The organism is Paenibacillus lautus (assembly GCF_050482385.1).
GTDB lineage: Bacteria > Bacillota > Bacilli > Paenibacillales > Paenibacillaceae > Paenibacillus_AQ > Paenibacillus_AQ lautus_B.
This window is the reverse complement of record NZ_JBCNHV010000020.1, coordinates 78,259-93,921: the sequence shown is the minus strand read 5'-3', so window position 1 is coordinate 93,921 and position 15,663 is coordinate 78,259. Positions and strand designations below refer to the sequence as shown.

Below are 15,663 nucleotides of genomic sequence, written 5' to 3'. Positions count from 1 at the left end.
CAATCTGTATTCTTATGCGTTCTTTTTTTGAATGAGCTCGAAAGTCTCATAGCGGCAGCCCGGGCAGCCCTCTTTTTTCAGGTGCTCAATCGTTTGCCACTCCATTTGGAAACCTACTTCGGTCACGCGATTACAGCGTTTGCACTCGTATAAGCGAACCGTACGTTTGACTTCTCCGGTATACAGCGCTTGCCTGTATTCACGTTCGATACTTTCATGCGTCTCTTCAGTAGATTGTAACACAATCATCTGGCTTGTGTTACCAATAATTTCCGCGCCGATATATTCATTGAAGCGAGGCAAGACACTCGTCACTAACAAACCCATATTGGCAAATTCGCGCTGCATCCCCAAGGTGAAGTCAGGTGATTTGTGGGCGAACGACAGGAAGATAGGCAGTCCTACATCCTTCTTCAACAATTGAATTCCGCGGGAGACGAATAACGACATCCCCTGCTGTGTATAAGGCGGATCGGTAAACACGCAATCAAAGCGGTGCAGAAATTCAGACGGAAGCTGTTCGCGAAAATCCATTTCGTAGCAGACGATCGGCAAATCTTCGGTTTCCGCCAGATAGTTCACATAGCTGGTAATACGTTTGTCAATTTCGAATACGTAAATACGGGTGTTCGACTTGGAGGCATCATTACGATAAAGCTGCTTCAGCAGAAACGCCAGCGACACGCTGACGAGATCATCGTCCCCCAGACAAACGATGTCCCTGCCGATTAGAGCCTCGTGACGAAGCGCCAGAACAGCCCGGTTCATGCTCGTAGCCAGAGTGCAGCTTGACTGGTCAATCGTAACATCGACCTGAGGCCGTCCCTCAAAGACGCTCTCCAGCTTGGTCATCATGTCCTTCAACTCGTCAGGCTGCCACTGCTCGTACTTCAAGCGCTGATACAAGTCATGATCCAAATCGCCGAACCCCATCACTTGCTCGACAAAACGGCTTCCTCTTGCCGTGCAGTTCACCCCCCGTTTTTGTTCAATGAGGCCAACCTTGATTAGCTCTTTCTTAATTGCGGACACTAGCGGCAAGGGCAGCAGCGTTTTTCTGGCAATCTCTTTGGTGGAAATGCCCGGTTTGAAATAAATATCCAGAAGAATATTCTCAATTACTTTTTTTCCTTCCTTTATTGACACTTGAGAATAAACGTAATCTATCAGTTCCTCATTCATATATTTACCACCGGCTCCTTTAATAAATATATTATCCAACACAATGAATAATTGTATATTATTGTATTCCCTAGAAACTTAATCATTATCCTATATTTACCATAAAAAAGCAAGGCATCCGTTGACAGGCGATAGCCCTGTCTCATGATGCCTTGCTGATAGATTTGCCTCGTATTATTCCATGACAGAGATTCGAATGAACGGACTTAATTGATGAATCGTGCGATATTTGAATAATTGCTGTCCTTCTGCCGATAAACCTTGTTTCTCCATTTCGATCTCAACCCGAACAGCATGAAGGGACGTTCCGCCAAGCCGGAAAAAATCGTCATCAATTCCGATGCCGCCGATCCCGAGCACCCGTTCCCAAATTTGTACCAAGGCTTCCTCTGTCTGATTGGACGGAGCCCGGTACGGAGCTCTCAGAGCTGCGCTCTCTTCTATCTCCTTCACCGGAATCTGGAGCAGCCTTGAAGCGTCAGAATACTGCAGCGGAAGCAAATGACGGCGATGCTGCTGATTATCACGGCCGCTGAGAACTTCTTCCCAGCCCGTTATCTCTAAACTTCGAACCGTCCCTGCGGCGGTGCCGGCTTCTCCTTGATTTTCACTGCCGGTGAGCTGAGACTGAGTCAGTCCTGCGCCGGGCAGAGACTCGTTAAGGATTTCAATATGCTTGATGGAATCAGGGATATCCTTTACTGCAATCCGGAAACGCACCTTGCGTTCGGACTCCTCCGTGATGCTCCACGGCCCCGATCTCAAAAATGCGAGCAGCGGCTCATTTTTCCCGGTAATTGTGCACACAGCCTCCATATATTCGGCCTTCCGTTCATGGCAATAAGCCTTTAAAGAACTGATTACGGCCGACTCGATCCCTCTCCCGAGAATGCGGCAGCTAAGCAGGAAGACATCCAGATGAACAATCTCCTTCTCGAATCGCGTTATAACCGCCCCTGTCAGTCCGTAATGTCCGAACCGGTCCGAGGCTTCAATCGCCCAGCATTTCGTATCCGGCTCAGCCCTTGTGGTTTCCAGTTCACGCTCTGCCATTATATCTGCGTTCAGCGTGAATTGATTGGTGCGCTGCATTAGCTGGGCTATGCGGGGCAATTGTTCAGCAGTTGCTTCGTATATGCCCAGTCTAAGCTCCAATTCGTCGAGAAAAGTCTGCAGAGAGGGAGCCGAAAAACGAATTTCTCTGCGCTTGCGCTCTGAGACATACATTTCGGTTCTCCGTTTATCCTCTTCTGTGACGCGCAGGCGATCTGTTGCCCAGACATGCCCCAGGAATGCCGGGATTAGCCGCTCTTCAGGAAGCTGAAACGTAAGGACTTCCGGACACTGTGACTGTACCTCGGAACATTCCAGCGAACTGTCATCGATGAAGATAAAGCTGTCCAGTCCTAATCGCAGTTCTTCCGCCAATGAAAGCAAGTTTTCGGACTTTGAATTCCAATTGATCCGTGTTCCCGCAAAATGCTCCTTTTTAAGCAGCATGTCCGGGTTATTGTCCAGTACATTCCATACATCTGCTTCATTATTCTTGCTGACCAGCACCAGCAGCATGCCTTCTTGCTGCTTGCTCAGCAGATACCGCTGGAACTGGCGATAAGGATCCGAGGCTGTTACCCCTGCCGCTCCATCCTCCCCGCATACCCCACGCCAGAGCGTGTTATCGCAATCCACCGCAATCACTTTGAAGGGATGTCCCTGCCAAGCGAGCAGCCGGCGTGCAACAAGGGTCCCGATTGCCGCATAGGATTCCGGCGTGAACGGCATATGTGCAGCTTGATCGGCAGTGGAATCGTGGATGTGTTCAATACCGAACATGGCGTCAAGCTCTCTGAAATCGATAACATGAACATGATCCAGCCGTTCCAATTCGCGCTTCCAACGATTCCCGAGCTCTTCCAGGTAGCTCTCCATGACCGGAGAAGCCCCTAAAGAAGCGGATACGGGAAACACTCCGGCGAATATTGGGCCCGTTCTCCGGCCAGCAGATAATGTCTGCGGCAGATCGGCCAGTGCCCGTTCGAGCTTTTTAATCTGCTGGGCCTCCGAAGAGCGGTCATCCCGCAGCCAATCTTCAAAGCGGACGAGCAGCAGTCCGGCAGCCTCTTCGGACGAGAAGGAGCTGTCCGGGTTCAATAGCTCCTGAAACACTTGTTGATATGGTGCAAAACGGATGTCGACACGTGTTCCGAACTGCTCTCCCCACCAGCTGACATAAGGGCGGATCGGGTCCGCAGTAAAGGTAGAGACGGCCGTTACGGTAAAGACACGCTCCGGCAGTGAACTGCTTCTTTTTGCCGCCGCTTCGGCCTCCTGCTCTTCGGTGAACAGCCGGATTTCGCTCAATTCAATAGCCGGGTTGTCCAGAGCCAGTTCAATCAGATCCGTAAAATGCCCCATGAGTCCCGCCATGGTTGCTTCCGCGAACAAAGCGGTATTGTACTGCATGACACAGAGCAAGCCGCCATGATCCGCATAGCCGATATCGAGTTTAAAATCGAGCTTGGAAATTCCCTTCGTAATTTCAAAATTCTCGAAAGTGAGTCCTTCGGCGGTAAGCACGGTGTCACCATCAAATTCATTGTGAAAAATCATCATCGTATCAAACAGAGGATTACGTCCGCGCGGTAGTTTCGCCGAGAGCTTCTCGACCATCCGGTCGAACGGGAAGTCTTGGTTCTCATAGGCGTTCATCATCGTGTCATTCAGAATAAACAGTTGATCGAGAAGACTGAGCCGGTCTTGGAAGCGGACCCGGATCGGCAGGAAGTTCGTGAACATGCCTATTAAAGGCTCCACATCGGCATGCCGCCTGCCTGCCACCAGCGAGCCGACCGTAATGTCGTCCTGACCGGTATATTCATGCAGCACAATCGTGTATAGATGAAACAAAAGTACATTAATCGTAACATTTTGCGATTTGGCCAAAGCATTCAGCCGGTCTGCGGTTTCCTTGGACAAGCTGATCTTGTGCGCTCTGCCGACAAACGATTGAAATTCAGGTCTCTCGAAGTCATACGGCATGTTCAGCACAGGGATTGTCTGCCGGAACTGGTTCATCCAATAATCCTCTTGCTTCCGAATAACATCCCCGCTCAACAGGCGATGCTGCCATTCCGCGAAATCCTTATATTGAATGCGCAGAGGCGGGAGATCTTTTCCGGCATACAGATCGCTGAATTCCTTAATAAACACATTCATTGAAGCGCCATCCGAAACAATATTGTGCATATCCATAAACAGCACATGTTTCTCCGGCTCTATTCGAACAAAAGCGGCGCGAATAAGAGGGGCTTTGCCCAGATCAAACGGACTGATAAACTTCCGCATGATTTTCTTCAAATCTTCCTCGTCCGCTTCCATGCGTTCCACGGTAAACGTGAAACTCTCATGAATTTGCTGAACCGGTTCTCCGTCTACCATATGAAACGAGGTGCGCATGTTCTCATGACGGTGAATCAATTGAATGAAAGCCTGCTCAAAACGATCCGCTTCCGCTTTTCCGTGCACCCACAAAGCCATCGGCATGTTGTAAGTCGTTACCGAACCGATTTGCTGATGAATGAGGAACGTGCGTTTCTGTGCAGAGGACAAGCGGTAGTAAGGTTTGCTCTCTGCCGGTTCGATTGCAAAATATTTATTTTTAGCTTTCTGTCCGATATAACGGGCAAGCGCACTTATCGTCGGCATGTTGAATATATCCGACAGAGCCAGCTCCACATCAAGTTCCTTGTGAATCTTAGTGATCAGACTGGTCGCTTTCAAAGAATGCCCGCCTATTTCGAAGAAATCCTCATGAATTCCGATGTGCTCCAAGCCGAACAGATTGCGCCAAATGCCGGCCAGCGTCTCTTCCAGCGGGTTGCTTGGTTCGGATAACCCGTTCTCTTTCTGGGTCTCTTTCTGGTCATCCCGCTCGGTATTAGCTTGTTGTCCTGCCCTCTTCGCTGGCAAATCGGAGTGGACGATCTGGATTCCATCCTCATCCAGCCAGAAACGGCGACGGTCAAACGGATAAGTTGGCAAAGGAATACGGTTTCTTTTCCCTTCCCCGTAGAAGCGGGTCCAATTTATTTTTATCCCCGCATTCCATAGACGCCCCACTTGAAGGAGCAGGTAAGCGACATCAGAGGTATTCTGCTTCGGATGACGCAGGAGGTTCATCATAACACGCTCTTTAGGGGTCCCGGCTGAGTTTTTGGAGAATTCACGATGACTCTTCACAAATGCGGTCAGGGCATTGCCTCCGCCAACCTCTACAAACGCAGCGTCCATTTCGTTCATCAGGGTACTGAGCCCGTCTGAGAACCTTACCGTTCCACGCAGATGCTGTGCCCAGTAAGCCGGACTGATTGCCTGCTCATCCTGAATCCAGGTCCCTGTGACATTGGAGATAAAGGGCAACTGCGGTGCTTTCAATACAAGCTTGCCTACCTTGCGCTCATAGGATTCCAGAATCGGTTCCATCATGGCGGAATGGAAGGCGTGTGACGTGTGGAGACGACGACATTCGACTCCTTTATCTTCCAAGGAACTGGCCAATGACTCGACCGCTTCCGAAGTGCCGGAAACAACGCACATGGAAGGAGCATTCACCGCAGCCAGCGATACGCCGCCGGACAACAGCGGAAGAATCTCCTGCTCGGTCAGCGGGACGCTCAGCATGACACCACTTGGCAGACTCTGCATCAATTGACCGCGAAGGGTAACGAGCCGCACGGCATCCTCCAGCGAGAAGACGCCTGACAGACATGCGGCGACATATTCACCGATGCTGTGCCCGATCATGGCTTGCGGCTGCACTCCCCATTTCATCAGAAGTCTGGCAAGCGCATATTCGACCGTAAACAGGACCGGCTGAGCAATGTCAGTCCGGTTAATAAGTGACGTATCCGGTTCATCGGCGGTGGGATATAGAACCCGCTTCGCTTCATGGCGGATCTCATCCGGCATCAACTCGAAGCAGCGGTCCGCCTCCTCCCGAAACACCGGCTCCTGTTCATACAACTCCCGGCCCATTCCGGTGTACTGCGAGCCTTGGCCGGAAAACATGAATACGACCGGCGGCTCATCGGCAGCGGCAAATCCGTTCTGAACTTCGGGCGATCCCGGCTGAGCCAGCAGCACGGCCGCTTCATCCACGCTTCCGCAGACCAGTGTCCTGCGGTACGAGAAAGCAGCCCGTCCCTCATGGAGCGTATAGGCCATATCGGCTAAACTCACATCCGGATGCTCCTGCAAATGCAGCGCTATCCGCTCCGTCAGTCTGTCGAGCGATGCTTCCGTCTTGGCCGACAGAGAGATGAGCTGCGCCGACCTGCCCCGAGAGGACGGGGAAGCCGGCGGCGCTTCCTCCAGGACAACATGCGCATTCGTGCCACCGATGCCAAAAGAGCTGACGCCTGCCCGGAGAGGGAAGGAGTCGTTGGTCCAGTCTTTTAACTGGTCATTGACAAAGAACGGACTGTTCTCAAAATCGATTTTGGGATTCGGACGTTCATAGTGAAGTGTAGGCGGCAGCTGTTTATGTGTCAGAGCCAGCACGGTCTTAATGAATCCGGCTACCCCTGCGGCGTTGTTCAGATGCCCGATGTTGGATTTCACCGAGCCGATGCCGCAGTATCTCTTTTTGTCCGTTTGAAAAGCGGTCTTTAATGCTTCGATTTCGATTGGATCGCCAAGTGTCGTACCTGTACCGTGCGCTTCAATATAGCTGATGCTTTCCGGCTCCACTTCAGCTATATGATGAGCGGCACGGATTACGGACGCCTGACCTGACGTACTAGGAGCCGTGTAGCCTACTTTTCGGCTGCCGTCGTTATTGATCGCCGAGCCTTTAATTACAGCGTATATATGGTCGCCGTCTGCAAGCGCGTCCTCCAGCGGTTTCAAGGCGACAATCCCGGCGCCTTCACCGAAGACGGTGCCCGCCCCTTTCTCGTCGAAGGCCCGGCAGTGGCCGTCGGGTGAATTAATCATCCCTTCCTGATAGAAATAACCCGCTCTTTTGGGTAGTTGTATCGATACACCGCCGGCCAGCGCCATGCTGCACTCCCCGCTGAGCAGGCTTTGACAAGCAAGATGAATGGCAACAAGCGAAGTCGAACAAGCCGTCTGCACCGTAAAGCTCGGTCCCTTCATATTGAGCTTATAAGAAACGAGCGTGGCCATATAATCGCGTAAATTCAACATGGCCGTCTCCAGGGTGACGGACTCCTCCGCTGTCCCCAGCCCCTTGAACGCGCGCATGAACCAGTTGGAATTAAAAGCCGCGCCTACATATAACCCGATCGAGCCCCTATATGTCTTGGGATCATAACCCGCTTGTTCGAGCGCTTCCCAGGAACATTCGTGCATAAGACGGAACTGCGGATCCATAAGCTCCGCCTCGCGAGGCGTATAATCGAAGAATTCGGGATCGAAGTACTCGAGATCATCGAGTACTCCCTTGGCCTTCACATAATTAGGGTGAGTCACTGCTTTCACATCGATGCCTTCTTCCAACAGCTCTTCATCACTGAAAAAAGAGATACTCTCCTTGCCGCTGCAGAGATTATTCCAATATTCCCGCAAGTTTTTGGCTCCCGGAAACCTGCCGGACATGCCGATTACGGCAATTTCCGAACCGTTATACTCTCTACCGTTCGATATGCTCATAGCAAGACCTCTCCTTTGCGTCTTTTTTCTTTTTGCTGCTGCTGCCGCTTTCTTCCCTTCGCGGCGGAGTCGATCATTAGATTTTCCATCTCCGCTTCTTCCGCCTCGTCTTCTTCGCTGTGGGTAAGGCGCTGAGCAAGGGCATGAATGCTGGGATAGGTGAACATATCAACAACGGCAATACTCTCGTCCAACGCTTCATTCAATTTGGTGGTCACCTGAATCATATCCAGCGAGCTGGCTCCCAGATCAAAGAAATTATCGTGGATACCAACCTCGTCAATACGGAAAAATTGTTTCCACACTTCGGCTATCGTCTTCTCGACCCGATTGCGGGGCGCCGCATAAGGTGTGGTTAGATCCGGCCTGCTGAATGAGGCGCCGCTTGCCGCATGACTGTCTTCTTTCTTGCCTGCGTGCCGTATCCATTGATCGATCCGCGTCTGAAGATCACCGGTCGATACAATAATTTGGTTGCTGCCGCACGGACTGTAGACGTACCGGAACAGATCAGGCGCTTCGGCAGGCGTTATCGCCAGTTCGACAAGCGACTCTCCGATCGTCGAGCGGTGTTCTTCCCAGAATTCCCACGCATCCCAATTGACGCACAGCCACTTCGTCCCGCCAGCCCGATTCTGTTTGCGGGCAAAGGCATCCATGTACAAATTCGCGGCCGAATAAGCGCTGAATCCAAGTCCCCCGAGTATGCTGGCGATGGATGAGAACAGGATGCAGATCTCTGTCTCCCTGTCGGCAATTAGCCTGCCCAGCGTCTGCAAACCCTGGACTTTGGCTCGGAACTGCTCGTCGGACTGCTCTCCGCTAATATTCTCGATCGCTCGGAAAGATTCGCCGCCAGGAAGTCCTGCCGCCTGTACGACGCCATGAAGCCGGCCGTACTCGCAATCAATAAACTTGAAGACATGGCGCATCTGTTCTTCATTAGACAAGTCGGCCTGCATATAGGTAACCTCAGCGCCGAGTTCTTCCAATTGCAATACACGTCTGATTTTTCGAGAAAGCGGATGCTCCTCTCCATGTTCGTTCAGACAACGCGTATATTCTTTCTTGTCGGGAAAGCTTGAACGTCCGGTGAGAATGAGCCGTGCGCCGTAATTGCGCGCCAGGAACTCTGCCGTCAGCATCCCGATTCCTCCAAGTCCTCCCGTAATCAGATATACACCCTGCTGCCGGAATGGGGCCGCGGGTTTCTCCGCCTGACGCAGTCCCACCGGCTTGAAATTCTGAACCCATCGGTAATTCCCCCGATAAGCGATAAGCCGATCCGAAGGGGGAGACGATAATTCCCCGATAATATTGTCAGCGATTCGTCGCTTTTGCCTGGTCTCTTCCTGTACATCAATATCAATACTCAAACATGTAATTCCGCTGTATTCCTGCTGAATGACCATGCATGGGCCGAGCAGCGTCATTTTACCCGGAGACAGCCGCTCCATCCCGGTTACCTCCTGCATCCCTGAGGACACGACGGCTATACGGATATCCTCTTCCTTATGCTTGCGCAGTGCCTGTGCCAAATAGATCAGGCTGTAGTAGCCTTCTTCTTGCTGGCGGCGTTCAATCGCTTCCATATTGGAGCGTTCCATTTCCTCTTCTTCCTCCCTAGAGGAGGAAACATTCCACAGATGAGCAACCCTGTCCGGAACGAAATCTCGCTTTTGAAGTTCCTCCAGCAGCTGAACGTAATGCTCTGCAGAGCTTGGAGTCAGCGTGAACGTTCCATTCTCATGCGCGCTGAATGCGTTACCCGCCTTAACCATCACCGTACGCTCACCCATATTCTGAATACTTGCAGCCAACTCATCCGCGATCCCGCAATCATCCTTGAATACAAGCCAGTTATGACCATTCTGATGACTTTCTTCCGGTTGCTTCTCCAACAGGGCGCGTTCCCAGGAAGGATAATAGAACCAGTCTGCCATGTCAGAATTTTTACCGCCTCTTGGGGCTGAGGGTGGCCTCGCTCCCGTTAATGGCTGCTGCTCATCATCAAGCCAATAGCGCTGGCGCTCCATCGGATAGGTTGGCAGCTCAATGCGTCTACGCCGCTCATGGGCATAATAGCCCGTCCAATCGATGTCGATGCCGGCCAGCCAGAGGCGTCCGATTTTGTTCAACAAGTGCGCGATATCAGAAACAGCTTCCTGGGGATGTCTCAGCATATTGACAACGATCCGGTCACGCGAACCCGCTTCATGCTTGCGCACGAATGTGCTGAGCGAATTGCCCGGTCCGGCTTCTATGAATACAGAGCGCGGATTATTCAACAGTTCGTAAAGCCCGTCCGCAAACCGCACGGTCGAGCGCAAATGCCTGACCCAGTACTCCGCATCCGCAGCCTCTTCAGATGTGATCCAAGTGCCGGACACGTTGGAAATAAAGGGCAGCTCAGGCTCATGCAGCTGGATCGAGCGCACTTTATCCCCGAATGCCGCAAGTATTGGATCCATCATATGAGAATGGAAAGCATGAGATGTGTGGAGAAGACGGCAGGCACAGCCTTTGTCTTCTAACAGCCGTGAGAATGCATCAATCTCAGCCGACGTGCCAGATACGACACACAAGGAGGAGCTGTTAACTGCAGCCAGCGCAATATGATCAGGCAGTAATGGGCGCAATTCCGCTTCTGACATCGCCACGCTGAGCATAGATCCCGCCGGCAGCCCCTGCATGAGCCGACCGCGAAGCGCTACGAGTTGCAGCGCATCTTCCAGCGTGAATACACCTGCCAGACAGGCTGCCACATATTCGCCAATACTGTGACCCAGCATCGCTTCAGGCCGGATGCCCCAGCGGATCAGCAGTTTGGCTAACGCGTATTCGATCATAAAAAGCACGGGCTGGGCGATATCTGTCCGCGTCAGGAGTTCCTCTCTCGCGTCTTGGTCCGGTTCGCCAACGGCATAAAGGACAGCCTTTAAATCAACCTGTACATACGGTTGAACGAGCTCGAAGCAGCGATCAAGTTCTTCCCTGAATTCAGGTTCGTTGAGATAGAGCTCCCATCCCATGCCAACGTATTGCGACCCCTGGCCCGGAAACATGAATACGACAGAACGTGTTTGCGTCCCCGTTTGGCCTTCGGCAATTTTATCGGACCCTATCGAAGTCAAGATGGCGGTCGCTTCTTCCGCATCCTTGCACACAAATGCGGCTCTCCACTCAAAAGCCTTCCTGCCTGCTTGCAGCGTATACGCCGTATCTGCCAGATTCACTTGCGGATGCTCTGTCAAAAATGCGGCCAGACGTGCTTTCGCCTCCGTCAATGCTGTTGGCGTTCTTGCCGACAAGATCAGCAGCTTCTCTGCACGACCTTCGTCGGATGGTTCCCTAGGGGGAGCTTCTTCCAGAATGACGTGCGCATTCGTGCCACCGATGCCAAATGAGCTGACTCCGGAGCGCAGGGGATGCTGGCTGCCTTCCCAAGGCACCAGTTCCGTATTGACGACAAAGGGACTGTTAGCGAAGTCAATGTTGGGGTTGCCCCGTTCATAATGCAGGCTCGGCGGAATTTGCTTCGCTTTGAGTGCCAGTACCGTTTTAATGAACCCGGCCGCTCCGGCTGCGCTGTTGAGATGGCCGACGTTCGTCTTGACGGATCCGATACGGCAAAATCCCTTTTTATCCGTGCCGAAGGCTTCCTTCAAAGCCTCGATCTCAATCGGATCCCCCATGCTTGTGCCTGTTCCATGCGCCTCTACATAAGTGATGCTTTCCGGATCCACACCCGACATCCGATGAGCGGCACGGATGACCTCGGCTTGTCCCTTTGTGCTCGGAGCGGTAAAGCCTACCTTGCGGGTGCCGTCATTGTTCAAGCCGAAGCCTTTGATAACGGCGTGGATGACATCTCCGTCCGCAAGGGCATCGCTCAGCCGTTTCAGAACGACGACACCGACGCCGTCTCCGAAAACAGTTCCTGCCGCCTGCTCGTCGAAGGCCCGGCAATGCCCGTCCGGCGACTGGATCATACCGTCTTCGTACAAATAACCGGATTTGTCGGGTACGCTGACGGTAGAGCCGCCAGCCAGTGCGATGTCGCACGCGCCCGCCAATAATCCTTGCGAGGCCAGAACGATATTAACCAGGGATGTGGAGCAAGCGGTCTGCATAGAGATGCTGGGGCCCCGGAGATTGAGTTTATACGACAGCTGGGTGCTGAAAAATTCCCTGTCATTAAGAAGCATGGCGCTGAATCGTTCCGTTCCGCCCAAAGCAGCCGCAAAGCGGGAAACCCACTCCAGATTTGGAGTCGCGCCCGCATAGACGCCAATAAGTCCCGAGTAGGTGTCCGGATTGTATGCGGCGGCTTCGATTGCCTCCCATGCGCATTCGTGAAACAGTCGCAGCTGCGGGTCCATTAGCTGAGCCTCCCGCGGAGAATATCCGAAGAACGCGGCATCGAACTGATCGATCCCATTCAAAGCACCTTTGGCTTTTACATAGGAAGGATGGGATACAAGCTGCGGGTCAACGCCTGCCTGTACCAGCTCTTCGTCCGTGAAAAACGTTATGGACTCGACGCCGTCACGCAAATTACTCCAGAACTGGCCGATGCTGTCCGCACCCGGGAATCTGGCGGCCATTCCTATGACCGCTATCTCCAGACCATTCTCCCCGGCGGCTTCACGTTCCGTTTGTTCCCGCCTTCCCGGCAGATCTCTTTCTTGGACCGATATGGTCCTCATCCGCGCGGAACGCGCCATTCCCTTGTTAATGGCATTCTGGCGCTCTGCTTCCTCTTCAACCGCTGCCTCAGCGGACGCTGAACTTCCCTGCCCGTTTTCACGCAAGAATGCCGCCAGGCTTCGAACGGAGGGATAGGAATACAAGGTAACCACGGGCACTTCCCTCCCCAGCACTTCCGCAAGTTTATCAGCCAGCTGGGAAATATCGAGCGAGCTTGCCCCGATTTCAAAAAAATTGTCATTGATCCCAAGATGCGCGAATCCGAAATGACGCTGGACAAGTTCTGCAATCGTCTGCTCTATAGAGGATGCAGACCGCATACGGGCAGCTGCTTGGGTTTGTTTAACGGTATCGCTTCCGGTCTCCGTTTCCGGAGGGGCCATTCTCCGCGGGGCTGTTCTCTCGTGCATGCTTCCCAATGACAATTGTGTGCCCTCTACAGAATACCGCTGACGTTCGAACGGATAAGTCGGCAGAGCAACCCGCCGTCGGCGTTCCGAGTTGTAGTACCCCTTCCAATCGATCTGCGTGCCCGCAATCCACAGTTTGCCGATCTTCTCCAGTAAGAAAGCATCATCTGCGGCCTGCTCGTGCGGATGACGGACGAGATGGAACACTTCATGCTTACGCTCCGTGTCCTTCCCCTGTTGTTTGCGGATGAAGCTGCTGAGAACATTGCCAGGTCCGATTTCTATAAATACGGCCTGCTTCTCCTTAAGCAGTTCGGCCGCCCCGCTTGCGAACCGCACCGTTTCCCGCAAATGCCTGGTCCAATATGCGGGATCTGCGATATCCTCCGGCGTTATCCATGTCCCCGTTACATTGGACACATACGGAATTGACGGGGCGGATAGGACGACCTGCTTGACTTTAGCCGCATATTTCTCCAATATCGGCTCCATCATGGCCGAATGAAACGCATGTGACGTATGAAGCTTTCGGTGCGCCACCTGCAGCCCGATAAGTTTGGTTTCAAAGGAAGCGATGGCCGCATACGGGCCGGAAACAACACAGAGCTCGGGTCCATTAACGGCTGCAAGCGCCAGTTCTTCCGGAAGAAGCTCTACTAAACTTGCCTCGTCAAGGGAGACGCTCAGCATCTCTCCGGCTGGCAGGCTCTGCATAAGCTTGCCGCGCAGTGTGACGAGCTTCAGCGCATCCTTAAGTGACAGAACACCCGACAGGCACGCGGCCGTGTACTCTCCGATACTGTGCCCGATCATGGCATTCGGCTTAACGCCCCATGACATCAGGAGCTGCGCGAGCGAATATTCGAACGCGAACAAAGCCGGCTGCGCCGCTTCCGTCTGGTTAATCCTATCAGCAGCTGCCGCACTGTCCGAAGCCCCGTACAGCACATGCCTTGGATCGGTGCCACCCTCTGCTGTAATGATCTCGCAGCAGCGGTCCATTTCCGCCCGGAACAAAGGCTCCTTGCGGTATAAATCAGCTCCCATGTTCACATACTGCGAACCCTGCCCCGGGAAGAGGAAAACAACCCGGGTCTGATCCCTCTCCGACTCGCCCGTTTGCAATTTGCCTTCATCGATAGCATCCAGACGCTCCAAAGCTTCACGGACATCAGCGCAGACCAGTGTTCGGCGGTAACGGAACCGTTTGCGGCCTGTCTGCAGCGTATAAGCCGCATCAGCCAAGTCGGCTTCGGGACAAGTCCGCAGAAACTCGCCGAGATTGCGAGTCGCCCGTTCTAACCCTTCCTCCGTCCGGGCAGAGAGTACGAGCAGTTTCAGATCGCGTCCCGCCGAACTTGCCGCGCCAATCGGGGCCTCCTCCAGAATGACGTGGGCATTCGTCCCTCCGATACCGAAGGAGCTGACTCCTGCTCTCCGAGGTCCTTCTGTTTTTCTCCAATCGCTAAGCTCCGAATTGACTTTGAAAGGAGAGTTTTCAAAATCGATTTTGGGATTCGGTTGATGAAAATGAAGGCTTGGCGGGATTTGCTGATGCTTAAGCGCCAATACGGCCTTGATGAAACCCGCGACTCCTGCCGCAGCGTCCAGATGACCGATATTGGATTTGAGCGAACCGATTTTGCAAAAGCCCCTTTTATCCGTGGCGAAAGCAGCTTGCAGCGCCTCCACTTCGATCGGGTCCCCCAGTGTAGTCCCTGTTCCGTGGGCCTCGATGTACCCGATACTTTCCGGATCAACTTCTGCCATCTGGTGGGCTGCGCGAATAACTTCCACCTGGCCGTTCGTGCTTGGCGCCGTGTACCCTACTTTCCGGCTGCCGTCATTGTTAACCGCCGAGCCTTTGATAACCGCATGAATAACGTCGCCGTCCCTAACGGCGTCTGCGAGCCGCTTGAGCACGACGATTCCGATTCCGTCGCCGAACAAAGTGCCGCTTGCGCCTTCGTCAAAAGGCCGGCAGTGTCCGTCGGGAGATTGGATCATTCCTTCCTGGTAGAGATAGCCAGTTGTGCGCGGCAAATTGACCGAAACCCCTCCTGCTAAGGCAAGATCGCATTCGCCAGCCAGCAATCCCTGGCAAGCCAGATGAATGGATACAAGAGAGGTAGAGCAAGCCGTTTGCACGCTTACGCTTGGGCCTTTCAGATTCAGTTTGTATGAAATTCGCGTCGTAAACGAAGGATTATTTAATTGCAGAATTTGAAATTGATCACTGGCATGTACAGCATTCATGACTTGGCTTGCGACCCAATAGGTGTTAGGAGAAGCCCCTGCATACACCCCGATGAGTTGATCCTCGGTTTCGGGAAGGTGTCCCGCATGCTCAAGCGCTTCCCATGCACATTCGTGGAACAGACGGAACTGTGGATCGATTAGCTCGGCTTCTCGTGGCGTGTATTCAAAAAACGGCGCATCAAACGACTCCACGTCCTCTAGCTGAGACTTTGCTTTGACATACTGGGGATGCCTCAGCATTTCCGGGGCAATCCCTGCTTTCTCCAGCTCTTCATCCGTAAAAAAAGTGACCGACTCCTTGCCGGCACGCAAGTTTTCCCAAAACTCCGTGAGGTTCTTCGCACCCGGAAATCTTCCTGCCATTCCAATAACGGCAATTTCCAAACCGGTTTCTCCGTACTTCTCGTTCTCGGCACTCATCTTGCCACCT

General features: G+C 53.0%; 3 protein-coding genes. All 3 read right to left on the bottom strand.

Features of this window, described 5'->3' with window-relative positions; all coding sequences use genetic code 11:
- Nucleotides 1-12: 12 nt before the first annotated feature.
- Nucleotides 13-1,182, bottom strand: a complete 1,170-nt coding sequence (locus ABEW73_RS24020; RefSeq protein ID WP_430161615.1) for a bis-aminopropyl spermidine synthase family protein — start codon at nucleotides 1,180-1,182, stop codon at nucleotides 13-15.
- 174 nt (nucleotides 1,183-1,356) lie between these two features.
- Nucleotides 1,357-7,854 (bottom strand): HAD-IIIC family phosphatase, encoded by a 6,498-nt coding sequence (locus tag ABEW73_RS24015; protein ID WP_430161617.1) that lies wholly within the window; start codon nucleotides 7,852-7,854, stop codon nucleotides 1,357-1,359.
- On the bottom strand, nucleotides 7,851-15,653 hold the full coding sequence (locus ABEW73_RS24010) for an SDR family NAD(P)-dependent oxidoreductase (protein ID WP_430161619.1): 7,803 nt from the start codon (nucleotides 15,651-15,653) through the stop codon (nucleotides 7,851-7,853). Before ABEW73_RS24010 ends, ABEW73_RS24015 begins: the two co-directional genes overlap by 4 nt.
- Nucleotides 15,654-15,663: the final 10 nt, after the last annotated feature.